The sequence below is a fragment of the Pseudobythopirellula maris genome, assembly GCF_007859945.1.
GTDB classification, from domain to species: Bacteria; Planctomycetota; Planctomycetia; order Pirellulales; family Lacipirellulaceae; genus Pseudobythopirellula; species Pseudobythopirellula maris.
This window is the reverse complement of record NZ_SJPQ01000002.1, coordinates 633571-656781: the sequence shown is the minus strand read 5'-3', so window position 1 is coordinate 656781 and position 23211 is coordinate 633571. Positions and strand designations below refer to the sequence as shown.

The 23211-nt window shown below is 67.4% G+C and carries 19 protein-coding genes and 1 tRNA gene; 4 read left to right on the top strand and 16 right to left on the bottom strand.

The window, feature by feature from the left end:
• Positions 1-34: 34 nt before the first annotated feature.
• On the bottom strand, positions 35-1147 hold the full coding sequence (locus tag Mal64_RS10365) for a hypothetical protein (RefSeq protein ID WP_146399803.1): 1113 nt from the start codon (positions 1145-1147) through the stop codon (positions 35-37).
• Between the two features lie 711 nt (positions 1148-1858).
• On the opposite strand from Mal64_RS10365, the gene Mal64_RS10360 reads away from it, so the two are divergent.
• Positions 1859-2770, top strand: coding sequence for a YihY/virulence factor BrkB family protein (locus Mal64_RS10360; RefSeq protein ID WP_146399800.1), 912 nt, complete (start codon positions 1859-1861; stop codon positions 2768-2770).
• Positions 2771-3096: 326 nt separating this feature from the next.
• Here the strand turns inward: Mal64_RS10360 and Mal64_RS10355 are convergent, their stop codons facing one another.
• From Mal64_RS10355 to Mal64_RS10345, 3 genes are all read right to left on the bottom strand, one after another.
• Positions 3097-3537 carry a DUF1844 domain-containing protein gene (locus tag Mal64_RS10355; protein WP_146399798.1) on the bottom strand — a complete coding sequence of 147 codons (441 nt, stop codon included), beginning with the start codon at positions 3535-3537 and terminating at the stop codon, positions 3097-3099.
• 22 nt (positions 3538-3559) lie between these two features.
• On the bottom strand, positions 3560-5260 hold the full coding sequence (locus Mal64_RS10350; protein ID WP_146399796.1) for a CTP synthase: 1701 nt from the start codon (positions 5258-5260) through the stop codon (positions 3560-3562).
• A 462-nt stretch (positions 5261-5722) separates the two neighbouring features.
• Positions 5723-7243: a hypothetical protein gene (locus Mal64_RS10345; RefSeq protein WP_146399794.1), complete on the bottom strand. Its 1521-nt coding sequence runs from the start codon at positions 7241-7243 to the stop codon at positions 5723-5725.
• 588 nt (positions 7244-7831) lie between these two features.
• On the opposite strand from Mal64_RS10345, the gene Mal64_RS10340 reads away from it, so the two are divergent.
• On the top strand, positions 7832-8503 hold the full coding sequence (locus tag Mal64_RS10340; RefSeq protein ID WP_146399792.1) for a redox-sensing transcriptional repressor Rex: 672 nt from the start codon (positions 7832-7834) through the stop codon (positions 8501-8503).
• Positions 8504-8578: 75 nt separating this feature from the next.
• Positions 8579-8649 (top strand) — tRNA-Gln (locus tag Mal64_RS10335).
• 97 nt (positions 8650-8746) lie between these two features.
• On the opposite strand, the gene hisG is transcribed toward Mal64_RS10335, so the two are convergent.
• The gene (gene hisG, locus Mal64_RS10330) at positions 8747-9628 is read right to left on the bottom strand and encodes an ATP phosphoribosyltransferase (RefSeq protein ID WP_146399790.1); all 882 of its coding nucleotides are present in this window, start codon (positions 9626-9628) and stop codon (positions 8747-8749) included.
• The gene (hisE, locus tag Mal64_RS10325) at positions 9629-9991 is read right to left on the bottom strand and encodes a phosphoribosyl-ATP diphosphatase (RefSeq protein WP_231993654.1); all 363 of its coding nucleotides are present in this window, start codon (positions 9989-9991) and stop codon (positions 9629-9631) included. It abuts the gene before it with no gap.
• Between the two features lie 215 nt (positions 9992-10206).
• On the opposite strand from hisE, the gene miaA reads away from it, so the two are divergent.
• The gene (miaA, locus tag Mal64_RS10320; RefSeq protein ID WP_146399786.1) at positions 10207-11142 is read left to right on the top strand and encodes a tRNA (adenosine(37)-N6)-dimethylallyltransferase MiaA; all 936 of its coding nucleotides are present in this window, start codon (positions 10207-10209) and stop codon (positions 11140-11142) included.
• 270 nt (positions 11143-11412) lie between these two features.
• Here the strand turns inward: miaA and Mal64_RS10315 are convergent, their stop codons facing one another.
• The 10 genes from Mal64_RS10315 to Mal64_RS10270 all read right to left on the bottom strand — a co-directional run bounded on the left by Mal64_RS10315 (position 11413) and on the right by Mal64_RS10270 (position 23172).
• A complete protein-coding gene (locus tag Mal64_RS10315) occupies positions 11413-12000 on the bottom strand; it encodes a hypothetical protein (protein WP_146399784.1) in 588 nt (195 codons plus the stop codon).
• Between the two features lie 226 nt (positions 12001-12226).
• Positions 12227-13261 carry a polyprenyl synthetase family protein gene (locus Mal64_RS10310; protein ID WP_146399782.1) on the bottom strand — a complete coding sequence of 345 codons (1035 nt, stop codon included), beginning with the start codon at positions 13259-13261 and terminating at the stop codon, positions 12227-12229.
• Between the two features lie 38 nt (positions 13262-13299).
• Positions 13300-13785 (bottom strand): cyclic pyranopterin monophosphate synthase MoaC, encoded by a 486-nt coding sequence (gene moaC, locus Mal64_RS10305; protein ID WP_146399780.1) that lies wholly within the window; start codon positions 13783-13785, stop codon positions 13300-13302.
• A 268-nt stretch (positions 13786-14053) separates the two neighbouring features.
• On the bottom strand, positions 14054-14626 hold the full coding sequence (locus tag Mal64_RS10300) for a helix-turn-helix domain-containing protein (protein WP_146399778.1): 573 nt from the start codon (positions 14624-14626) through the stop codon (positions 14054-14056).
• A gap of 694 nt (positions 14627-15320) precedes the next feature.
• Positions 15321-19010, bottom strand: coding sequence for a chromosome segregation protein SMC (gene smc, locus Mal64_RS10295; RefSeq protein WP_146399776.1), 3690 nt, complete (start codon positions 19008-19010; stop codon positions 15321-15323).
• Positions 19011-19127: 117 nt separating this feature from the next.
• Positions 19128-20873 carry a flagellar basal body P-ring protein FlgI gene (locus Mal64_RS10290; RefSeq protein WP_146399774.1) on the bottom strand — a complete coding sequence of 582 codons (1746 nt, stop codon included), beginning with the start codon at positions 20871-20873 and terminating at the stop codon, positions 19128-19130.
• Positions 20874-21121: 248 nt separating this feature from the next.
• The gene (gene yidD / locus Mal64_RS10285; RefSeq protein WP_231993653.1) at positions 21122-21373 is read right to left on the bottom strand and encodes a membrane protein insertion efficiency factor YidD; all 252 of its coding nucleotides are present in this window, start codon (positions 21371-21373) and stop codon (positions 21122-21124) included.
• Positions 21370-21759: a ribonuclease P protein component gene (gene rnpA / locus Mal64_RS10280; RefSeq protein WP_197525639.1), complete on the bottom strand. Its 390-nt coding sequence runs from the start codon at positions 21757-21759 to the stop codon at positions 21370-21372. Before rnpA ends, yidD begins: the two co-directional genes overlap by 4 nt.
• A gap of 118 nt (positions 21760-21877) precedes the next feature.
• Positions 21878-22195: a hypothetical protein gene (locus tag Mal64_RS10275; RefSeq protein ID WP_146399770.1), complete on the bottom strand. Its 318-nt coding sequence runs from the start codon at positions 22193-22195 to the stop codon at positions 21878-21880.
• Positions 22189-23172: a DnaJ C-terminal domain-containing protein gene (locus Mal64_RS10270; RefSeq protein WP_146399768.1), complete on the bottom strand. Its 984-nt coding sequence runs from the start codon at positions 23170-23172 to the stop codon at positions 22189-22191. The genes Mal64_RS10275 and Mal64_RS10270 overlap by 7 nt, the downstream gene beginning before the upstream one ends.
• Positions 23173-23211 lie beyond the last annotated feature (39 nt).

The following is a 23211-nucleotide window of genomic DNA, read 5'->3' as shown; positions in this document are numbered from 1 at the left end:
TCGGTAGCCAGGCCGCTTGCCAGCAAGGCAAGCCTCACTTGGCGGCTGAGTCGCCATCGGGCAGGGCGGCCACCTCGGCCGCGGGCTCGCCGCTTGCGACCTCATCGCTGGCGACCGGCTCCGCCGGGGCTTCGGGCTCCGCCGGGGCGTCGACGGCCAGGTCGTCGTAGTCGCTGTTGCGGGCCGCCTGCTGCAGGGCCGAGGCGTGGCGGTCGCGGAGCTCGCGGAGCACCATCCGCAGCTCGCCGCCGCCGAGCCGGGCTAGGTCGTCCCGCTCCAGCGACGGGGCGACCGAGGCCGCCACCCGGGCGATCGACGGCTCGATCATCACCAGATCGGTCATCATCGCCTTGAGCGGCGCGAGCACGTCCATCGCCCGGTCGAAGTCGCAGCGCAGCTCGGCCATCAGCGCCAGTGTGTCGACGGCCGCCGGCAGGTCGTCGGTCTGGGTGATGAGCCGGCGTTTGAGGCCCACCAGCCCTTCGAGCCTTTCGCGCGACAGGGCGACATCGATTGCCGGCTCACGCAACTCGGCCTCGAGCTCGAGCAACTCGACCAGCACGGCCCGCGCCGAGGCGATGCCGGCGGCGCGACTCGCCAGCCCGGCCTCGGAGGAGAGCAGCGTGCGACTCAGCTCGAGCGACTCCTCGGAGAGCTCCACGGCCTCGGCCAGGTCGTCCCGCAGGGCCCAAGCTTGCGAGACCGACGGGGCGGCGTCGCCGGCGGCTTCGAGGGCGGCGTTCAGCTGGGCGGGCAACTCGGCGAGCCGCTCGAGCCGCGACTGGACCTCGCCGTACTTGCGCTCGGTGTCGGCGAGCTTGGTCTCGAGGTCGGCGAACCGATCGAGCGCCCGGCCGGCGGCCTCGGCGGTCTCCGCCTGGTTGGCGAGCGACGTGAGCAGCGACGCGGTCTCTCCCGCCCGCGACGACTCGTCGCTCAGCGCGGTGAGCGCCTGGTGCACGCTGCCGACCTGCGACTGCATCGCGGCGACCTGCTCGCGCAGTGGCTGAACGATCAGCAGTTGCACGAGCAGCAGCGTGGCGCCCATGGCGACGGCCAGGGTGAACCAATCGGTGTGGGCCCGCTTGGCGAGGGGCTCGTGGCTCGGCTGAGAGGGGGCGCCCATGGCGCCGGGCGTAGCTGACACGTTCCGATCTCCTTATCCTAACCGTCGATGTTCCCTCCGCCGGCGCCGCCGCGGCTTGCGGGAAATAAGCTCCATCTTGCCTAGTTTGTGGTATCGGCAGACTGCTAGCGGAAGGGGCAGTCGTTCGGCGGGGTCACGGGTGGGAATTCTCACAACGGCGAACGCACGAAGCGGGCGACAGCGCGAACCGCGCCAGACGGAACGAGCCGAACGGGTGGCCAGGAATATTCGAGATTGCCGCGGCGAGTTGGTCGCCAGAAAAGTTTGGCGGCGGGGGCGCGGAGAAACGCGCCTGAAAAACGCAGCGGCGCGGCTCAGTGGGGGCGCCGCTTTCCGATCCGCCGCAACGCCCCACGCGAAAACGACACCCTGCGGCGCCCAATTATCTTGATAACACGTCGGACGCCAAATTTCTGCAATCGGTTTTGAACCAGCGCGCAGAAACGATTTTTGTGCCGCGGCCATTTTGTCGTAAGGGGCTGCCGCGTCATGGTTTAACGAGAAGCCGACAGGCCCGACGCGGGCGGAAATAATCGCCCTGCTTTTCATGCGACGCGTTTTGGACGGCCGGTTTTTTTTGAGGACGGATTCCACTGCACGCAGCTCGCCGGGGCGAAAGGGGGCGCCGCACGCAGCCACAAGAGCGCTGCGCGTTGCGGCTGATCTGCTAGGGTTGCACTGTCCACACCGCTCACCAAGCAAGCGCCGTGTATGAGCTACCTCAAGCAGGTCTTCGCTGAGTTCTTCCGCGACCAGTGCCCCACGCTGGCCGCCGCGCTGTCGTACTACACCGTCTTCGCGCTGCCGCCGCTGCTGTTCCTGCTGCTCACGGTGGTGACGGGGGGGCTGTCGGTCGTGTACGACTCGCAGACCGCCGAAGAGAAGGCCGAGGGGATCCTCGAACGCCAGGCCGCGCAGCTGCTCGGCAACCCCGACGCGTCGGACGAGATCGCCGCGATGATCGAGCGCAGCCAGCACACCACCGGCAAGTGGTGGAAGACGCTGCTGAGTCTGACGGGCGTGGTCGTGGCCATCACCGGCCTGATGGGGGCGTTGCAGATTTCGCTCAACCGGGTGTGGGGCGTGCGACCCGACCCCGATCGATCGCCCGTGCGGATGATGCTGCGCAAGCGCGCCGTTTCGTTCGCGTTGATCCTGGGCTTGGGGTTCCTGCTGGTCGTGTCGATGGCGGTCTCGGGCGTGATGGTCTTTATCGGCGATCAACTCGAGGCGGTGGTCGGGGTCGACCCGTTGCCGGCCGCGGCGATCAACTACGGCGTGCAATCGCTCGTTGCGTTCGTCGTTTTCGCCACGATCTTCAAGGTGCTGCCCGACGCCCGGGTGAATTGGCGCGACGTGGTCGTGGGAGCGGGGCTCACGACGGCCCTGTTCCTGCTGGGCCGGCTGGCGATCCAGCAGTACTTCGTGTTCGCGGCGCCGGGGGCGCGGTTCGGCGCCGCGGCGGCGTCGCTCGCCGTGATCTTGGTGTGGGTCTATTACTCGGCGATGATCCTGCTGCTCGGCGCCGAAGCGACTCAGGTCTACGCCCATCGGCGCGGGCGCAGCCTGCGGCCGCGGCGGCGGGCGGTGCGGGTGGTGGAGAGTTTGGAGCGGGGGGAGTGAGGAAGAAGTCTCACGCAGAGGCGCTAAGACGCAGAGGAAAGAGCCTGCGCAATCGAGCCTGAAGGGCTCGGCTGTGTCGGCCCAGCGACTAGAGCGGTTTGCTCATTGTTGTAGACGCTCGGCTCGCGATCGGCGTCATGGCTTCGTCAGCCTGCATCGACAATGCACCGCATTGCCTGCTTCGGCTTCCTCGCCACGCCGCCAATCGCTTCCCCGCTCGTCCACACCAATTCGAATACCGCTCTAGCCCTGGGGTGGGGGTGAACCCGGGTACCCGATGCGCTCCCACCCTAGCCCTCCCCCCACGGGGGGAGGGGATGAAGAGGCTACTTCTTCTGCACCGCGACGAACGCCATCCGCAGTTGGTGCAGGATGTCTTCGATCGCCTGGGCCTCTTCGGGCTCGGCGGCGTCGGCGGTCTTTTCTTTGAGCATCGCCACCATGTCGATCAGGTACTTCGCCAGGTTCGGGCGGGCGATCGTCTCGCCGGTCATCGGGTGGGGGATCTGACCGAGCGCCATTAGAGCCTCGGTCGCCAGCGACGAGACGAGCATCGGCAGCGACGCGGGGGGCATCGGCGGGTCGTCGTCCTGCGCGCCGTCCGGAGAGCCGGCGGCTTCGGCCGCCGGTGGGGTTGCGTCGGTTGGTTGGTTGGAACCGCCGGGGGCTGACGCCCCGGGCTCGCCTGCTTTGGCGGCTTCGCGTTCGGCTTCGACTTGGCTCTTCCAGTCCTCGTCGATGATGATCTTCGGTTTGTCTTCGGACATGCTGGCTCCTCTGCAATGCGCTTTAGTGGTTTGCCTCGATCGAGTCGTCGGCCGGCGAGGGCGTCGGCTTGGCGGCGTCTTCGCGTTTGCTGCTGCGACGCTTGACCGCGGCGCCGACGAAACCGCTGAACAGCGGCTGCGGCTTGATCGGCTTGCTCTTGAACTCGGGGTGGTATTGCACGGCGAGGAACCACGGGTGGCCGGGCAGCTCGATCGTCTCGACCAGGGCATCCTGGCGGCTGGTGCCGGCGAACTTCAGGCCGTGGGCCTCGTACTGCTGGCGGTACTTGTTGTTGAATTCGTAGCGGTGGCGGTGCCGCTCGCTGATCTTCACGTCGCCGTAGCACTCGTGGACCAGGCTGCCGGGCTCCAGGTCGGTCGACTGGGCGCCGAGACGCATCGTGCCGCCCATGTCGGTGATCGATTGCTGCTCGTCCAAGAGGCAGATCACCGGGTGGGGCGTGTCCTTGTCGAACTCGGTGGAGTGGGCCCCCTCGAGGCCCACCACGTTGCGGCCGAACTCGACCGCCGCGCATTGCAGCCCCAGGCAGATGCCGAAGAACGGCACGCCCTTCTCCCTTGCCCAGCGGATGGCGGAGACCTTGCCCTCGATGCCACGCTCGCCGAAGCCGCCCGGCACCAACAGGCCGTCGTAGCCGCTGAGCAGCCGCTCGGGGCCCTCGGCTTCGACGTCCTCGCTGCGGATCCGACCGATGCGGATGCTCGCCTTGTGCGCCATGCCGGCGTGGTCGAGCGCCTCGTAGATGCTCTTGTAAGCGTCGACGTGCTCGGCGTACTTGCCGACCACGGCGATCGAGATCTCGTGGTCGGGGTGCCGCAGGCGGTGGAGCAGGTCGCGCCAGTCGTCGAGGTTGGGCTGCGGCGTCGTGAGGCCGAGCTTGTCGCAGATCTGCTGGTCGAGGCGGTTCTCGACCAGGCTCAAGGGGACCTCGTAGATCGAGAAGTCTTTGTCGCGCTCTTCGATTACGGACTCGAGCCCGACGTTGCAGAACAACGCGATCTTCTCGCGGTCTTCGCGGCCGATCGGTTGCTCGGTGCGGCAGATGAGGATGTCTGGCGCGATGCCGATCTCACGCAGCTGGCCGACCGAGTGCTGGGTCGGTTTGGTCTTCAGCTCGCGGGCCGCCTTGAGGTAGGGGACCAGCGTCAGGTGGATGTAGAGGCATTTCTCGCGGCCGGCGGTGATCGAGAACTGGCGGATCGCCTCGAGGAACGGCAGGCTCTCGATGTCGCCGACCGTGCCGCCGATCTCGGTGATCACCACGTCGGCCGGCGGCAGCGTCTGGCCGTCGGGCCCGGTGACCGGCGTGCTCGCCACGCGGGCGATGCAGTCCTTGATCTCGTTCGTGACGTGCGGGATCACCTGCACGGTCTTGCCGAGGAACTCGCCGCGACGCTCTTTGTTGATGACCTCTTGGTAGATCTGGCCGGTGGTGTAGTTCGTCTCGCGCATGAGCGGCGAGTTGGTGAACCGCTCGTAGTGGCCGAGGTCCAGGTCGGTCTCCGAACCGTCGTCCAGCACGTAGACCTCGCCGTGCTGGTAGGGGCTCATCGTGCCGGGGTCGACGTTCAGGTAGGGGTCGAGCTTCTGCATGCGGACCGAGAGGCCGCGCTTCTCGAGGAGCATGCCGATCGACGCGCTGGTGAGCCCCTTGCCGAGGGAGCTGACGACGCCGCCGGTGACGAAGATGTGCCTGGTCATGCTGCTGGCGCCCTCTGCGGAGGGGCCCCTCGTGGCTCGGTGGGGGATCGGATCGTCGCAAACCCTCCATGATAACGTTTGGAGCGGCGGGCCGAAGCCCTTGGTTTTTAAAGGTGGAGAACCGCCAAGACGCCAAGCAAGCTGCAGGGACCGCTCTCCGTGGCGGTCCGGGCCCTTGCCGGTCGTCGTGCACCCACGCCACGGAACGCCACGGAGGGCGTTCCCTACAGCTTTCCTTGCTTGGCGTCTTGGCGGTTCACTCTTTTTTTGTTCGGTCCAAAACGAAAGCGGCCCGGTCCAAGGTTGGACCGGGCCGCCTCGCGGTTTTGACCACCCCGCTAAGGACTCCGTCGGCTAATGAGGCGTCGGGAGCGGTGAGGGGCGAAGCTTATCGGCGTTCCCCCCGAGGGGGAGGCCGTCTTCTTGTCATCAACGATTCTCTTTCAACGGTCTCGTGCGGGTTCAGCCGCAGTGCGAGCAGCCGCAGCCGCCGGAGCAGTTGTCCGGGCAGTTGCAACCGTCGGCCGGGGCCGTCTGGGCCTCGGGGCATTCCGGGTTGGTGCAGAGCACCTTGCACGGAACCTGCTCACAGACGCAGCGGGGCACGCACTTGGTCACCGTGTACGCCTCTTGGCGAGGAACACACTTGTAGCAGGTGACGGTGCGGGTCTTGCACTCCGGCACGCAGACGTTGTAGCACTCGGTCCGAGTGCGGCACTCGGGGATCATCTTGCAGACCTTGTAGCAGCAGGTCTTGGTCTCGGGGACCATCTTGCAGACCTTGTAGCAGCAGGTCTTGGTGCGGCACTCGGGAACCATCTTGCAGACCTTGTAGCAGCAGGTCTTGGTCTCGGGGACCATCTTGCAGACCTTGTAGCAGCAGGTCTTGGTGCGGCACTCGGGGACCATCTTGCAGACCTTGTACGTGCAGGTCTTGCACTCGGGCACCATCTTGCAAACCTTGTAGCAGCAAGTCTTGGTGCGGCACTCGGGGACCATCTTGCAGACCTTGTAGCAGCAGGTCTTGCACTCGGGCACCATCTTGCAAACCTTGTAGCACACGGTCTTGGTGCGCGGCTCGCAGACGTACTTCGTGCAGCAGATCTCCTTCGTGTGGCACTCCGGCACCCAAACCTTCTTGCAGCAGGTGCGGGGCGGGCACTGAACCGGCACCTTGCAGCACGTGCCGGGTTGGTAGCAGCAGCTGCAAGTGTCGGCGTTGTAAACCCACTTGCCCGGCGTGCGGACCGTCTTGGTGTAGCTCGGTCCGGGGACCGTGTAGCTCTGCGTCTCCCAGTGGCCGCCCTTGACCTGAACGGTCTTGGTGTAAGGCACGGCCTTGCGGACGTAGTACGTCACTTCCTTCGAGCGGGTCTCGTAGACCGGCTTGTGCACGGTGTAGGTGCGGGTCTTGGTCTCGTAGACCGGCTTCATGACGGTGTAGTTGACCTGCTTCTGGCGGGTCTCCCAAACCGGCTTGTGCACGGTGTAGGTGCGGGTCTTGGTCTCGTAGACCGGCTTCATGACGGTGTAGTTGACCTGCTTCTGGCGGGTCTCCCAAACCGGCTTGCACACGGTGTAGGTGCGGGTCTTGGTCTCGTAGACCGGCTTCATGACGGTGTAGTTGACCTGCTTCTGCTTGGTCTCCCAAACCGGCTTGCACACGGTGTAGGAGCGGGTCTTGGTCTCGTACGAGGGGACCATGACCGTGTAGTTAACCTGACGCTGACGCTTTTCCGTGCGATTGACCGTGTAATTGATGGTCTTCTCGAACGGCACGCGGTCGTGCACCGTGCGGTAGCGGGTCTCTTCGACCCGGTCCATCACGGTCTTCTTAACTGTGCGGTAAACGGTGTGGTAGTGCGGGGCCGAACAGCCATCGCTGGCGACTCGCTCTGCGCCACAGCAAGCCGCTTGGGCTTGGCTGGCTACGAGAGCGAGCACGACAGCCGCGGCAACCGGCAATCCAATCGTGCGTTTCATCACTTACTTCGCCTCCTGAAGAACATCGAGGGGATATAGGGGGGGTGGTCAAACGGGAGGGATAGTCCCGTCGCTAATTGATTCGGATTGCCCGACCCACGCTCCTTAACGGAACTGCCTATATTTCGCTTTCAGTGCTTGCTCTCCAGGAGGCAGTGTTTGCCCGGTTGTGAGAGTCCTTAAGTTGTTTGACCATTGGGTGTTATGTGTTCTTTGTTAGGCCTATTACCTGTTCCGGGGCCAGGCGGTCATAGCGGCTGTTGCGGATGAGCCATTCGTGAGCGTTGCATGACGAGATCACACGGTGCGGGTTGCAACGGATGAGTGGAGGGTTTGGGCGCCCCGGGGAGAATCAGCAGCCACGAACCGGGCATTTAGTGGGGTAAGAATCACCATGACCAGCCGCGCTTGGGGCGGAGGCTCGATCCGTTGCCCTTGGTGGCGCAAGTCTTTTCCTGAATTGATGTTTAGATGATTCAGGGATACGATTGAGAGTTCCTTCGGGCGTGTTCCCCGCAGGCCTCCCGCCACGGCGTTCCGTTTAGCCCCCCTGCAAGCAGCCAACGCCCTACGGGGCGGATAAAAGCGATGGCCAACGGCAAGTGGAAGTCCGACTCGCAAGGCGCCAAAGGGGTGCCCAAGGCGGTCGTCTACCGGCTGAGCTTGTACCTGCGTGAGCTGCAGCGACTGATCCGGGGGGGCGACACCATGGCGAGCTCGGGGAAGCTGGGCAAGCTGCTCGGCCTGACCGACGCCCAGGTCCGCAAGGACTTGGCGATCTTTGGCCAGTTCGGCCACCCCGGCGTCGGTTACCGCTGCGAAGACCTGGTGGGCGCCATCAAGGGGATCTTGGGGACCGACCGAGAGTGGACCGTGGCGATGATCGGCGCAGGCAACCTGGGGCGAGCCCTGCTGGGCTACCGAGGCTTTGCGTCGCAGGGTTTTCGTGTGGCGGCGGTTTTCGACGCCGATCCGGCCAAGATCGGCCAATCGCTCGAGGGGCTGGTCGTCGAAGACGTTGAGCGGCTCAGCGAGGTGGTCCGCGAACGCGAGATCAGCCTGGGGCTGATCGCCGCCCCCGCCGAGGCGGCCCAAGAAGCGGCCACCCGCCTAGCGGCCGCCGGCGTGGTGGGCATCCTGAACTTTGCGCCGGTCACACTCCACTCGCTGCCAGTTGAAGTGAGCCAGGTGAGCGTTGATCTGGCCACCGAGCTCGAACAGCTCAGCTTCGCCGTTGCGAACCGGCCCGAAACGCGATAGCCTACGGTGCTTGGGGAGGCTTTGCCGAGCCGGCAAACGACCACCCAAAGCGACCGACAGCTACAGAGCAACCACAACCCCGTAGTGTAATGGTAACACTAGGGATTTTGATTCCCTCATTCCAGGTTCGAGCCCTGGCGGGGTTGCTTCAAATACGGATGGCGGATTTCGGGATGCGGAATCCCCCGAGCGAAGCTCGGGAGCGCGTGGCGCCGGGCTTCGCATCTCAGATTTGAGCGAGTTCTACAGCCGGCAGTTCTGGATCGCCGTCTCCAGGATCGCGTGGGCGCCGAGCTCTTCGAGCCGCTCCATCACGCCGATCACCTCGCTCCGCTTGACCATCGCCCGCACGGCGAACCAGCCCGACTGCTCGAGCTTGTTCACGGTGGGCGAATTGAAGCCGGGGGTCACGGCCTCGGCCGCGGCCAGCTTGGCCTCGGGCACGTTGTACTCGAGCAGCGTGTAAGCGCGGGCGATCACCACGCCCTCCAGGCGGCGGGCGATGCGGTCGGCGATCTTCGGCAGACGCTGCCGCTTACGCTGGATCAGCACCGTCTCGTACGAGCCGATCGTGTCGAGGATCCGCAGCTTGTTGGCCGCCAGCGTGCTGCCGGTCTCGACCAAGTCGACGATCGCGTCGGCGACGCCCAGCGCGATCATCACCTCGACCGACCCGCTCAGCTCGACAACGTGGCCGGTGACGCCGTGCTCGTTGAGGTAGTTGCGTGTGACCGTCGGGAAGCTGGTGGCGACGCGGTCACCGGCCAGGTCCTTGGGCGTGACGACCGGGCTCGACTCGGGCACGCACACGGCCAGCCGGCAGCCGCCCATGCCGAGCGACAGACGCGTCTCGATGTTCGCCACGTCGGCCTCGGCCACCAGGTCGCTGCCGGTGATTCCCAGGTCGATCGCTCCCTCGTCGCAGAGCACCGGGATGTCGTCGGTCCGCAGGAACGTGATGTCGATCGGCGGGTCGGCGTCGGCGAGCGGCTTGACGCGCGCAAAGAGCGCGCGGTTCTGGCGGCGGTACTTCAGGCCGGCCTCGTTGAGCAGCTTCTCGGCGAGCTCCGACAGGCGGCCCTTGCTGGGCACGCCGATGCGGAACGGGGTGGCGGTGTCAGGCAACTATCGGCTCCGGTTGGCTTTTTCGGTGAGGCCCGACACGCCGAACCGGCGCCCCAGCTCGGCCTCGACCTCGGCGAGCTCGACGCCGCGCGAACGCAACAGCACGAGCGTGTGGTACAGCAGGTCGCCCGCCTCGTAGATGAAGTGCTCGCGGCCCGCGTCGCCCTCTTCGCCGGCGGCCTCGACCAGCTCGGCCGCCTCCTCCGTCACCTTGGGGCCGATCTTCGGCACGCCCCCCTGGAGCAGCTTGGCGGTGTACGATTTCGTGGCGGCCTGGTCGGCCCTTTCGAGCGCAGCGGCCCGCTGGCGGATGGTCTCTTCCAGGAGGTCGAGCGGTCGTGATGCGGCGGGTGGGGGATTCACGGCAGACGCTTGTTGCGGCCAGAATGCGGGGCACAGACCCCTCAGCATAAGCTCTGCGCCCTCGGCCATCAAACTCCCAAGAGCGAGACCCCATGCTTTTGCCTGCGGGAGGCGTCTCCGACGCCAATACCGGTGTTTGAGCCCGCTGCGGCTGGCGGGGCGTGATCGGTGTCGGAGACACCTCCCACAGGCAATTTGTACCCTTACAGAAACCTATGGACATTAGCCCCGCCCAAGACTGCTGGTACCTCACCGGCGCTACGGCCGTCGGCAAGACCGGCGTGGCGCTGGCCCTGGCCGAGCGGCTTGGCGCCGAGGTGCTGTCGCTCGACTCGATGGCCGTTTACCGCGGCATGGACATCGGCACCGCCAAGCCGGGCCGCGATCTGCAAAGCCGGCTGCCGCACCACCTGATCAATCTCGTGGCGCCTGACGAGGAGTTCAGCGTCGCCCGATACCTCGACTTGGCCATGCAAACGATCGGCGAGATCCGCTCGCGCGACCGAACACCGTTGTTCGTCGGCGGCACGCCGCTCTACCTGAAGTGTCTGTTGCGCGGCCTGTTCGAGGGCCCGCCCGCCGACTGGGACTTGCGGAGCGAGATCGAGTCGGAGCTCGCCACGGTCGGCTCGCCCGCGTTGCACGAGAGGCTGGCGCTCGTCGACCCGCTCGCGGCGAACCAGATCCACCCGAACGACAGCCGGCGGATCGTCCGCGCGTTGGAGGTCTACCGCGTCACCGGCCAGCCGATCAGCCACCAGCAGGAAGAGTTCGAAGAGGGCCGCCCCGCCGAGGCGTGCCGGGTGTTTGTCTTGCAACGCCCGCGCGAAGAACAGCACGGCCGCATCGAAGCTCGCGTTGAAGAGATGATCGCCGAGGGGCTCGTCGACGAGGTCCGCGCGCTCACTGCCGACGGCAACGAACTCGGCCGCACCGCGAGCCAGGCGGTCGGCTACCAGGAGGTGATCGAGCACTTGGCGGGCGATAGCGACCTGCCGACCACGATCGAGCGGATCAAAACCCGCACCCGCCGTTTCGCGAAACGCCAGGGCGCGTGGTTCCGCGGGCTCTCAGAGTGCCGCTTCGTCGATCTCGAACCGGAAGAGGCGCCGGAGACGATCGCGGGGCGGATCGTTGAGGCGGGAGAGTGATCAGAATCGGCAGAAAATGATCCACGCTAAATAGCCGGAGCCGCGCACGAAGTAAGCGGAGTGCGCCGCCAACCAAAATGTGTTCTTAGTGCGAATCGCACAGATGCGTAGCGTGTGGGGCGGTATGATTCGGCGTCGATACGGCGAAACAACGCTACGGCTATCGGGAGTGCGCTCTAGCAAGCCGATTGCCATGCGAACAACTCCACTTACTTCGTGCGCGGCTCCGGTCACTTACGCGAGTTGATTCATGCTAGCGAGAGTCACATTTCACTTGCGCGGATAGGTTCTCGTGGTCGGGTCTGTTGGGAGGAGGAACCCGTCTCGCGCGGACCATCGCGCAAGTGGGTGCTGCTGCTTGTGCAGCACGTAGTGGATCGCCGTCTCGATTGCGCGTTCGTCACGGAGCAAGGGTGCCGAACCTCCCCGGGTCCACCATCTACTCGGCTCACCTGCTTGGTTGTTCAGGCCCTCGCTGGCGAACGCTTTGAGGTTGGCGAGCACCCGCTTGAAACTCGCATCGCCGACACAGCCGACCACGGCGTGGAAGTGGTTCCGCATCACGCACAACGCTTCGATACGCCAGCCACGCCGCTCGCTCTTGTTGAGCATCGAGCCGATAGCGATGCGAGCTTGCCCCGCGGATAGCCAGACCGGCCGCCCTTTGAGCGATTGTCTTGCACTGGCGTAGAGTCCCGGCATCGAAGGCTCCCAGGGTTCGCCCCGTTGGTTGTGAGCAACTCGATACGGTGTCGCCGCATCCGTGGGACGGTAGTCGCGGACCGGCGTCACCGAGCCACGCGTATCCCCCGGCAGCCATGTGCCGTAGGTCGTCGAGGTGAGAAGAGCGTGAACCATGCCACGGAGCATATTCGGCGCAGGTAGTGTACGCAAGTATATTGTCTGAAATTGTGGGACCGCCGAATTCTCGACAGCCCTCGGCAAGCAGAAAAAACCGGAGCCGCGCACGAAGTAAACGGAGTAGCCCGCAGTGCAAACGGTTTGCCAGGAACACGTTTGGGCTGGCGGCGCACTCCGCTTACTGCGTGCGCGGCTCCGGTTACGTGCACTCAAGATATTGGGCTCAAGCCCGCCGGCGGCTTGAGAACTGCGCCACCATCGCGAGCGCCTCGCGATCGGGTCCCTCGGCCAAGACCTCCAGCCGCTCCGCCGCGCGGGCGGCGTACGCTTCGGCTTGCTCCTGGGCGTAGGCCAGGCCGCCCGTTTCTTCGGCGATGCGCAACGCTTCGCTGCGCGACGCGCCGTCGCCCTTGCGCAGCAGCTCGTCGAACGCCAGCCGCGGGCCGTCGACCAACTCGCGGCGGGCGTGGATCAGCGGCAGCGTCATCTTGCGCTTCGCGAGGTCGGCGCCCACGGTCTTGCCGGTGGCCGCTTCTTCGCCGGTGAGGTCCAACAGGTCGTCGGCGATCTGGAACGCCACGCCGAGGTCGCGGCCGAAGGCGGTGAGCGCGTCGATCGCCTCGGTCGAGGCGCCGGCGTAGCGGGCGCCGAGCGAGCAGCAGCAGGCGCACAGCTCGGCGGTCTTCGCCTCGACGATCGCCAGGTAGTCCTCTTCGTCGAGCTCGAGGTCGCCCTCGGAGAGTGTTTGCCTGAGCTCGCCGAGGCAGACCCGCTCGGTCGAAGCGCCGATCACGCGGCAGGCGTCGACGGTGGGCAGGGTGCTCGCCAGGTAAAACGCTTTGCTAAACAGGAAATCTCCCAGCAGCACGCTGGTCTCGTTGCCCCAACGGGCGTTGACCGTTTGCACGTGGCGTCGCAGCGTCGCTTCGTCGAGCACGTCGTCGTGAACGAGCGTGGCGGTGTGGATCATCTCGACCACCACGCCCAACAGCACGTGGTCGTCGCACGCCTCGCCGGCGGCGCGGGCGGATAGCAGCACGAGCGCGGGCCGCAACCGTTTGCCGCCGAGCCGGTAACCGTGTCGCACCACGCGGTCGACCTCTTCGGTCGCCAGGCGGCCATCGCCGGCGCGGAGCTCGGTTTGCAGACGCGACTCGACCCGGCCGAGCGCCTCGGCAATCGGGGCGAAGAGCTCGGCGAGCGTCGCCGCCGAGGCGCTGCGCGCGCTCTCGATCGTGTGGGCCGCGGGGGTGGTCATGCGGGGGGGCAGCGGGGGAGAGTGGGTCGTGGTGGGGATCAGTCGGCGTGGTCGCGGCGCCAGTCGCCGCTGCGGCCACCCGACTTGGCCTCGAGCCGAACGTGCTCGATCACCACTCCGCGGTCGACCGCCTTGACCATATCGTAGACGGTTAGGGCAGAAATGGCAGCCGCCGTCATCGCCTCCATCTCCACGCCGGTGCGGGCGTGGACCGAGGCGCACGCCTCGATCGTGAGCGCATCGGGCTCCTGGAAATGGAAATCGACTTGCACCGCATCGAGCCCCAGCGGGTGGCACAGCGGGATGAGATCGGCGGTTTTCTTGGCCGCCATCACGCCCGCCAGCCGGGCTGCGGAAAGCACGTCGCCCTTGGCGGCATCACCCGAACGGATGAGTCCGAGTGTCTCGCTCGCCATCCGCACGACGGCCGTCGCCACGGCGCGCCGGGCGGTCGGCTCTTTGCCGCCGACGTCGACCATGCGGCACGCCCCATGGTCGTCGAGGTGCGTCAGTCGCGGGGGCATGCGGGCGGCGGGGCTGCGGGGCGGAACGGGCGGCGGCTACGCCCTAAGTCCTACCCGCGACATGGCGCCGGCTCAAGGCCGCCGGCGCCCGACGCCTTGGCCCCCAAGAGCCGGTGACGAGAGAATGGTCCCTAGCAACGACCGGAGCCCGGCCGCTTGGAGCGGCCGGGCTCTGGTTGAATCGGGGCGACCGGCCGCGGACCCGGGAAAGGTCGCACGGCCAGCGACCGCTTCCTGCGGTCGGCCCATGTCACTGAAGCGAAGGGGCTCAGACGAGCTCCTTCTTGGCGCCGATCAGCGTCCGCAGACGCTCGGCCAGCAGTGCCGCGTCGAACGGCTTCTTGAACGTCTCGTTGATCGTCGAGCGGTCGAAGCTCACGGGCGAGCCGTCGTCCGGCAGCAGAGCGATCAGGATCGTCTCGGCGAAGTCGGTGTTGCGACGCAAGTTCTGGCAGATCTGCAACGCCTCGACGTGTCCGATCGAGAAGTCGCAAATGATGCAGTCGGGGTGGAAGCTCTCGGCTTGGATGCCGGCTTCGAAGCCGCTGGCGGCGGTCTGCGTGCGGAAGGACCGCTCGGCGGGCAACTCACGCTTGAGGTTCTCAATGAGCACCTGATCCTGGGCGACGATGAGCACCTTGGCCATCGCCTCGTCCTCCAAATCGCCCAGCGGCATGCCGTGCTCTTTGAGGAAGCGGATTAGGTATTCGCGAGGAATGCGTCGGTCCTGGGAGCCGGGGATGCGGTATCCCTTCAGGCGTCCCGAGTCGAACCACTTGCTGACCGTGCGGGGGGCCACTTTGCAGATCTTCGCGACCTGACCAGTAGTAAAGACCTTCATCGGGCTCTCCAATTCGTCGTATGTATTTGTCCGCTTATTGCCGCGTCGGATCGCTGGGTCACTTTCCAACGAGGCGGTAAAGCCCCACGCGTGCTGGGTCCCTTGGTTTGGCGAACATCCCTGGCGCCGGCCGCTGGGCAAACCTTTAGCACTCGTTCTGGGTCGGGGCTCCGTAAAAATAATGTGTGTCAGGTTCGGTCAGGTCCGTCTGATCCGCTCCTTCGTACTGCTTGCATCGGTTGCGGCGTTCTTCCGAAATTGCTCATTAATGGCGTTGCGGAAGACTTGCGACCAACGGGAGGCCGCACAACCGTTACCACTGGAACAACCGTTTCGGAACGCACACGACCTCACACACAGTGCGATCGACAGCGACGGTGGACGGATCAGAATCCCGCTCGTTGACGTTGCTAGCTTGCACACCTGCAAGCGCACAACGCCCTGCGATACGGCGGGATCTAAGGCAGGCTCCCCCCTGCATACGTCCCGGGGCTCCCGGAGGCTGGCCGCGGCGGCCGATTGCTCCGGACAGGACGACCCATCCGAAGCTATTCTTCGTGTCTGCGGGGGGGAGGACTTTAGACGCTTTCACGAGTCGCACCATCCGCGCGTGTTGCGCGCCTCGTGCTGAGCGCGACGACTGACGAAGGCCGGCGGGGCGAGACGGTTGCAAGAGTGCTCGCGCGCCTGACGATTAAGCGGCCCGCCGCTCGGGCGATTGGCCGTCGTGCCCCACGCCCTCGGGCCCCTCGATGGTCGGGGTTTCTTCGCGATCGGCCAGCATTTTGGCGGGCGCGATCTGGCCGTCTTCGGTCACGTCCTCGAACCGCACCGAGACCTGCTTCGAGACGCCCGACTCTTGCATCGTGACGCCGTACAGCGTGTCGGCGCCGACCATCGTCCGCTTCGAGTGGGTGATCACGATAAATTGCGTCGAGGCCAGGAACTCGCCGAGCACCGAAGTGAACCGGCCGATGTTCGCCTCGTCGAGCGCGGCGTCGACCTCGTCGAGGATGCAGAAGGGCGCCGGCCGGCTGCGGAACATCGCCAGCAGGAGCGCCACGCAGGTCATCGTCTTCTCGCCGCCCGACAGCAGCGAGATGCTCCGCAGGTCCTTGCCCGGCGGGCAGGCCGTGATCTCGACGCCGCACTCCAGGATGTCGGCGCCGTCGTCCTCGACCACGATGTCCGCCTCGCCGCCGCCGAACAGCCGGCGGAACAAGTCGCGGAAGTGCTCGCGCACCGTGTCGATCGTCGCGAGGAACAGCTCGCGGCTGTCGGTGTTGATGCGGCTCGTGAGCCGCTCGAGCGAGGCCTTCGCCTTGCTCAGGTCTTCGTACTGCGCCGAGAGCTGCGAGAAGCGCGACTCCAGATCGTCGAGCTCTTCGAGCGATTCGAGGTTCACCGCGCCGACGCTGTTCACGTCGCGACGCAGCGTTTCCATCTCGCGGCGCAAGGCGTCGGCGTCCGCGTCGGCGAGCGGCTTGGCGGATCCCTCGGGGCGTGAGGCGGCGGCCGCCGCGACGTCGACGCCGTAGTCCTCCTGCATGCGGTCGCACAGCTGTTGCGCCTCGAGCGTGAGCTGCTGCCGGGCGAGTTCGTTCTTTTGCTGCTGCGCGCGGAGTCGCTCGCTCTCGCGGCGGAGCCGTTCGAGGCGGTCGCTCAGCTCCGAGGCTTCGGCCCGGGCGCGGCTCAGCAGCGGCCCGTCGGCCGATTTGACGCGCGCCCACCGCTCCTTCTCGATCCACAGCGGCGCCGCCGTGCTCTGGGCGGCGAGGATCGCCAACTCGCAAGCGGTCGCCCTCCGGAGGGTTTGATCGAGTCGCTGCCGAGCCTCGCGTTTGGCGCGCTCCAGCTCCTCGGTCGAGGGGCCGTTGCGGCGCTCGGCGCGGAGCAGCCGCAGCTCGTGCTCGCGGCGGGTCTGTTCGATGCGCAGTTCGGCGAGGCGGTCGCGTGCGGCCGACTTGCGGCGCCGGGCCGCCGCCTCGTGCTGCTGGGCCTCGGCCTGTTGCGACGCGGCCGCCGCGACGATCCGATTCGCCTCTTGGGCTTCGGCGGCGAGCGACGCGAGTCGCTCTTCGGCGTCGCCCGGCGCGTTCGAGCCGTCTAGCTCGGCGGCTTCTTCTTCGGCCCGACGCACGCGCTCGCTGAGGGCGCCGACTCCCTGACGCGTTTCGGCCAGTTGGCTGGCGAGCCCGTCGAGCCGAGCGCCGAGCGCCTTCGCGCGGCCGTGGCGGATCGCCACCGCACGCTCGCCCGCGGCGACTTGCGATTGGAGGCTAGCGACTTCGCCGCGCAGCCGCTCCGAGGTGGCGTGCAACTCGGCGAGCTCCTTGCGACGCGAGAGCGCGCCCGAGGCGTCGCCGCGCGGGCCGACCGAGAGCACGCCGTCGGCGCCGAGCCGTTCGCCCTTGTGGGTGACAAAACTCAGCCCCCGGCCGGCGTGCGACGCCAGCCGCACAGCCGTGGCGAGTGTGTCGACAAACCAGGTGCGGCCGAGCAACGCGACGACCATCGCCTCCAGCGGCTCGGGCGCTTCGACGAACTGGTCGGCCCGGCCCATCACGCCCGGCTCGCCGGAGAGATCGACGCGGTCGATGACGCTGGCCGCCCCCCGCGCGTCGCCGCGTTGGAAGTGGGCGCGGGTCGAGAGCTCGACTCCGGAGCCTTCGAGCGCCGCGACGAGCAGGTCGCCCTCTTCGACCACCACGTGGTCGGCGCTCACGCCGAGGGCCGCCTCGACCATGTCGGCCAGATCGACGTCGACGTGCAACACCTCGGCCACGAGGCCGTGGACCGTGGGCCGCCGTTCGGCCGGGGTCCGCTCGAGCAGCCCCATGATCTCGGCGCCGAGCGCCTCGAGCCTTTGGCGTTCGTGGTCGAGCACCGCCGTGCGGTGCTCGACGCCGGTGAGCCGCGCCTCGGCCTGGGCCAGGGCGCGGGCGTCGTCGGCTTGCCGTTGGCGGCTCTTGTCGAGCCGCTGCTGCGCCCGCTCGAGCAGCCCCCGCACGCGGGCGCTTGTGTCGGCCCCCTTGGCTTCGCTTTGGCGGGCGACGGCCAGTTCGTCCTGCGCTTGGGTGAGCCGGCTGCGGATCGCCTCGAGCCGCTCGCGGCGTTTCGCTTCGCTCTCTTGGAGCGAGGCGGCGACCGCCTCGAGCCGGTGGTGCTCGGCGGTGAGTTCGCGGGCCCGCGACTCGGCGGCGCCGTGCTCCTCGTTCGCTAAGCGGAACGCCTCGGCGGCGGCTTCGGCCTGTCGGGAGGCGTCGTTCGATTCGGCCTCCGCCTGACGCAGCCGCGCTTCGACGTCGCGGAGGAGCTGCTGCGCCTCTTCCAGGCGGGCCTTGGCCTCTTCACGCTGCTCGGCCGATTCGTCGCTCGGCGCGAGCCCTTCGAGCGGGTCGCGTCCGCGTTGCTCGGCCAGCTCTTCCTCGAGTTCCGACAGCCGGCGGCGTTCGAGCTGGGCGACCGACTCGGCCTGAGCGATCCGTTCGCGCAGGTCCGCCAGGTGCGAGTCCGCCTCGCGCGCGCGTCGCGTGGCGTCTTCGGTCTCGCGGGCGTGCTTGTCGCGGGCCGTCTCGAGTCGCTCGATCTCTTCGCCGGCGGTCGCCAGCCGCGTCTCGCTGTCGCGCAGCTGCGACTCGATCCGCTCGCACCGCGCCGACATCGTGTCCCAGTCGGCCAGGGCGAGTTGGGTGCGCACCTCGCGCAGCCGCTCGGTCTGCTCGCGGTATTGCCGCGCCTTGCCGGCCTGTTTGCGGACGCGTCGCAGCCGGCCCTCGACCTCGTCGACGATGTCGGAGAGTCGCAGCAGGTTTTGATCGACGCGGTCGAGCCGGCGTGTCGCTTCTTGTTTCTTGAGCCGGAAGCGGCTGATGCCGGCCGCCTCTTCGAACAAGGCCCGCCGCTGGGCGGGCGAGGCGCGAAGCATCGCGTCGACGCGCCCCTGCTCGATGATCGAGTAGGTCTCGCCGCCAAATCCGGTGCCGGCGATCAGCTCCCGGAGGTCGCGCAGCCGGCAGGGGCGGCCGTTGATTTGGTACTCCGCCTCGCCGCTGCGGTAGACGCGGCGCCCGAGACGCACCTCGTCCTCGTCGACGTCGAACAGCCTGCGGCCGCCCTCGAATTCGACATTGGCGAAGGTGAGCGTCACCTCGGCGGTGTTGGCCGCGCGGCGGCTGGCCGACCCGCTGAAGATGACGTCGGTCATCTCCGAACCGCGCAGCTGCTTGGGGCTCTGCGAGCCGAGCACCCACTTGATGCCGTCGACCACGTTCGACTTGCCCGAGCCGTTCGGCCCGACGACGACAGTCACTCCCTCGGGGAAGCTGAACCGCGTCTTGTCGGCGAAGCTCTTGAAGCCGGCGAGTTCGAGGGACTTGAGCATTGCGGGATTCGGGATGCGGAATTCGGAACGAAGACGCGCTATCCGCGTGACGCGCCCAGCCTCAATCGCTCAAAGGTTTTTCTGCCGGCCGTTTCGCCTTCCGTATCCCGGTTCATCTCACTGTCTCTGCTCGGAGAACAAGTCGGGCACGGGCGTGGCGACACGGTACTTGTCGCTCGCCTCGGCGTCCGCATCGCTTTCGACGCCGTCCGACGAATGATTCTGTCGGCTGTACTCGCGGCCGGTCTGCGGCAGGGCGTCGACACAGAAGCGACTCGCCAAGGCGCCGTCGGTATTGGCCTGCTGCAGCGCCTGGACCACGTCGGGGTAGCCGCCGCCGAGTTGCACGATGGCGCGGACAACGGCATCCACGTCGGTTCCCACCGTGAGCTTTTGCGACTCCTCACCCGCCGCGAAGCGGCTCACCACGATCTGGTCGCCGGTCATGCCGTTCACCAAGATGTCCTTGCCGGCGTCGAGCACGAACGGGAGCTGGAATTGTTGCCCCTCGCCGAAGAGAACGATCTCGGGGCGGAAGCTGCGGGTGGTGTGGATCATCGGGGGGCCGTCGACGTCGAGCACGTGGAAGTCGAACTGCCCGCCGAGTCGTTCGCCACGGAGCATCGGGTCGCCGGCGTTCATGGCCCACAGCGAGCGGAACGCGCCGTAGCGGGTTTCGGCGCTCTTGGAGGCGAGCAGCGATCGGAGCCCCTCGTAGGCGGCCACGTCGTCCATGGCGCTCAGGGCGGCCAGGGCGTTCACCCGGAAGGCGGGCTCGTCGCGGGCGGCGACAATCAACGCGTCGGCCCCGCGCGTGTCGTCCAGGTAGGCGAGCGCCTCGGACGAGTAGAACCGCGCCTCGGGATCGCTCGAGTCGAGGCCCGCGGCCAGGATCTCGATCGCCCGTTCGCCGCCGATCGCCTCGAGGCGGATGGCGGCCACCGCCGAGGTGAGCGGGTCGAGCAGTTGCTTCTCGAGCCGGCCGAGCCGCTCGGTCCGCATCGCCGAGGTCTCGCTCACGGCGATGCTGCGCACGACTTTCACGAAGCGGGTGATGTTGTCTTTATAACGCGGGTGGATGTGCAGCTCGATGAACTCGTCGGTCTTCGGCTTGGCGACGCCGACCTTGCGGCCTTGGTCGTAGCGGTGGAAGCGGTCGTTGATCGATTTCGAGATCGCCTGCGCCATCCGCACGCTCTGGTGCTCGTGCGAGATCACCAGGCCGAGCGGCCGCGACTTGAGCGCCACGCCGCCGCCGAGGATCCGCCCGCGGGTGGCGACCGCCGTGTCGCCCGCGTCGTCGCCCTCGGCCGAGGGGTCGACGAGCACCGGGCCCTCGGCTTCGGCCAGCGTGCTGCCCGAGCGGATCGAGTTGCCCAGCACCGCCATCTCGGTGAGATAGGCGGAGAGCATGTGCCCGCCGCGTAGGCTGGTGGTTTCACTCTTGGACGGCACTCGGACCTCGAGGTCGAAGCGGTCGCCTTTCTGGATGCCCGGCCGCAAGAAGCCGCGCACCAGTACCAACGCCGTTTCGGGCATGGCGAGCACGGTGTTCGGCCTCTCGATGTTGAGGCGGTGCATCTCTTCGAGCAGCTGCGCCCGTTGGGGCGTGGGGGGCGGGTCGCCACCGGTGCCCTTCAGGCCCGTCACCAGCGACACCGCTTGGACCTGGACGTAATCCAAGCCGTACGGGTGGGTGTAGCGCGACACGAAGTTCGTGGTCGGCTCGCCGGGCGGATCGATCTCGTCGAGCTGTTGCTCCACAACCTTGCCGCGGAACAGCGGCGCCATGCAGCCGGTCGGCGCAACGGTCAGTAGTAACAGCGCAAGGCTGAGCGTGATGAGAGGGGCGCGACGCGTCATGCTCGGCGCTCGGTTGGAGGGTCACGTGGATAGTGGGCGCCCGCGGGATCCATCCCGTGGGCGTGCCGCACGCCCCGCGAGGCGCGCAGCAAAGCCGCAAGTGGGGCGGAGGTTAGGGGTTTACGCCGAACCGGGCAAGGCGGGAGTGGGCGGCTCTCCCAGGCGATTCCCACCGAAGCGTGCAGGGCGCGCCGGAGTGCGGGCGAGCCGGAGGGCCACCCGGCTCGCCGTTGCTGGCTCAACCGCTTTTAAGGCGGGTCCCAGCCGCCGGTGTTCCAGGGGTGGCAGCGGCAGACACGGCGCACGGCCCGCCACGAGCCCGCCAGCACGCCGTAGCGCAGCACCGCCTGCACGCAGTACTGGCTGCACGTGGGCGTGAACCGACAGCTCGGCCCCAGCAACGGGCTCACGAAGCGTTGGTAAAGCCCGACCGCCGCCAGCAACGCCAGCAGCGCCAGCAGGCGAATCCCCTCGATCAGGAACCGCAGCGACGCGATCACGATGGGCCCCCGGGCGGAGCGTCGCGCTTCTTGGCGCGTTGCTCGGCGCGCTTGGTCGCCTTGCCCGCCAGGCGCCGCAGCGAGCTGTCGACCTCGGCGAATCGAGGCTTGCCACGCAGCCGCGGCAGGCAGACGAGGTCCACGGCCGGCAGCTCGTGTTGGGCGAGCCGAAACGCCTCACGCAGGAGCCGTTTCCAGCGGTTGCGCGCCACCGCGTTGCCCACTTTGCGCGAGACGGCCAATCCCAGCCGGGGCCGCCCCAGGCCGTTGGGCCGGGCGAAGACGAGCAGCACCCCGTCCGACGCGCTCGACTTGGCGGCGAAGACGGCGTCGAACTCCGCCTTCTTCAGCAGCCGCGCGTTCTTGGGGAAGGAAAAGTCGGGCACGGCGACGAGAGACGAAGGGGGTGAAATGTGGTGGGGAGCCAGTGAAGCAAGCGTGACGAACCTGGCGGGCGAGGCGTGGTCCCTCGGCTCGGTATTCGTGCCGGGCATCCGACGAGCCTCAGGCGGTGGTCTCGCTCGAGCTGTCTTCTCCCGGCGCCGTGTCGCCCGTGAGGCCGTTCGATCGAGCGACGGGCTGAGACGTGCTGGCCCGATAGGCTTTTTTCTTCGACTCGATGGCTTGCGTCGCTGGCCGGTCGCGCGCGACGCGTCGCAGCCAGCGGCCGCCGATCATGGTGAGCACCACCAGCGCCAGGCCGAGCAGCACCAGGCCGATGACCGCCATCAGCACCGCCGCTCGGGTCGGCGGGTCGAGCCGCTCGAGCACGGTTTGCGACTGCGCCAGGGGCGCCCAGCTTGTCGCCCCCAGCGTCACCACCGCAGGTCCGCCCTTGGCTCTTGGGGATGCTTCTCGGCGATCTTCGCGATCTGCTCGATTTCCTTGTCGCTGAGGCCTTCGGGCATCGCGATCTCGATCTCGGCGTAGAGATCGCCGGCCGGCTTGTCCTTCGCTCTCACACCGTGTCCTTTGACCCGCAGCCGCTTGCCGCTCGAGGAGCCGGCCGGGATGGTGAGGGTGATGACGCCGCGCGGCGTCGGCACGTCGACCTTCGCCCCGCGGGCCGCCTCGGCCAGCGTGATCGGCACGGTCACGTCGAGCCGGTTGCCCGTGCGGCGGTAGCAGGGGTGGGGCGCCGCTCGGATGGTGAGCAGCAGGTCGCCCGCCGCGCCGCGCGGGCCGGGGTCGCCCTGGCCCTTCAGGCGGATCTTCTTGCCGTCATCCACGCCTGCGGGGATCTTGACCGAGATCGTTTCCTCGCGGCCGTTCGCGCGGCGGACCTGGATGGCCGCTTCGCCGCCGAGCACCGCCGTGGCGAAGGGGATCGTGATCTCGTGCTCCAGGTCGGCGCCCTTGGCCGGGGGCCTGCCGGTGGCGGCGCCCGGGCCGGCGCCCGCGGCGCCGCCGCCGAACTGCTTGAACAAATCAGCGAAACCGCCGCCGCCCCCGCGGCCCGCTTTCGCCGAGCCGCCGAAGATGTCGTTCAGGTCGAAGTCGAACTCGTGCGCCCCGCCTCCTCCGGGCCCCCCCGCGCCCGCCCCGGGCCAGCCCCGCCGGCCCGGTCCACCCGACATGTTCTCGAAGCCGGCGCCAAACTTGTCGTACTTCTCGCGCTTCTTCTTATCGTTGAGCACCTCGAACGCGACTTGCACCTCTTGGAACTTCTTCTTGGCCGACTCGTCGTCGGGGTGGAGGTCGGGGTGGTACTTGCGCGCGAGCTCGCGATACGCCCGGCGGATCTCGTCCTCCTGGGCGTTGCGCTTGACGCCTAGCACCTTGTAGTAATCTTCGGCCATCGGGCTCCGGAGTGGCGGCGGGTTGCTTGGGGGGAACTT

What these genes read in the sequence shown, in the direction of transcription:
- miaA (WP_146399786.1), top strand. Translation starts at nt 10,207, where the DNA reads ATGGACATTAGCCCCGCCCAAGACTGCTGGTACCTCACCGGCGCTACG.
- Mal64_RS10340 (WP_146399792.1), top strand. Translation starts at nt 7,832, where the DNA reads ATGGCCAACGGCAAGTGGAAGTCCGACTCGCAAGGCGCCAAAGGGGTG.
- Mal64_RS10310 (WP_146399782.1), bottom strand. Translation starts at nt 13,261, where the DNA reads ATGACCACCCCCGCGGCCCACACGATCGAGAGCGCGCGCAGCGCCTCG.
- Mal64_RS10290 (WP_146399774.1), bottom strand. Translation starts at nt 20,873, where the DNA reads ATGACGCGTCGCGCCCCTCTCATCACGCTCAGCCTTGCGCTGTTACTA.
- Mal64_RS10270 (WP_146399768.1), bottom strand. Translation starts at nt 23,172, where the DNA reads ATGGCCGAAGATTACTACAAGGTGCTAGGCGTCAAGCGCAACGCCCAG.
- moaC (WP_146399780.1), bottom strand. Translation starts at nt 13,785, where the DNA reads ATGCCCCCGCGACTGACGCACCTCGACGACCATGGGGCGTGCCGCATG.
- Mal64_RS10355 (WP_146399798.1), bottom strand. Translation starts at nt 3,537, where the DNA reads ATGTCCGAAGACAAACCGAAGATCATCATCGACGAGGACTGGAAGAGC.
- Mal64_RS10300 (WP_146399778.1), bottom strand. Translation starts at nt 14,626, where the DNA reads ATGAAGGTCTTTACTACTGGTCAGGTCGCGAAGATCTGCAAAGTGGCC.
- Mal64_RS10350 (WP_146399796.1), bottom strand. Translation starts at nt 5,260, where the DNA reads ATGACCAGGCACATCTTCGTCACCGGCGGCGTCGTCAGCTCCCTCGGC.
- Mal64_RS10360 (WP_146399800.1), top strand. Translation starts at nt 1,859, where the DNA reads ATGAGCTACCTCAAGCAGGTCTTCGCTGAGTTCTTCCGCGACCAGTGC.
- Mal64_RS10315 (WP_146399784.1), bottom strand. Translation starts at nt 12,000, where the DNA reads ATGGTTCACGCTCTTCTCACCTCGACGACCTACGGCACATGGCTGCCG.
- Mal64_RS10345 (WP_146399794.1), bottom strand. Translation starts at nt 7,243, where the DNA reads ATGAAACGCACGATTGGATTGCCGGTTGCCGCGGCTGTCGTGCTCGCT.
- smc (WP_146399776.1), bottom strand. Translation starts at nt 19,010, where the DNA reads ATGCTCAAGTCCCTCGAACTCGCCGGCTTCAAGAGCTTCGCCGACAAG.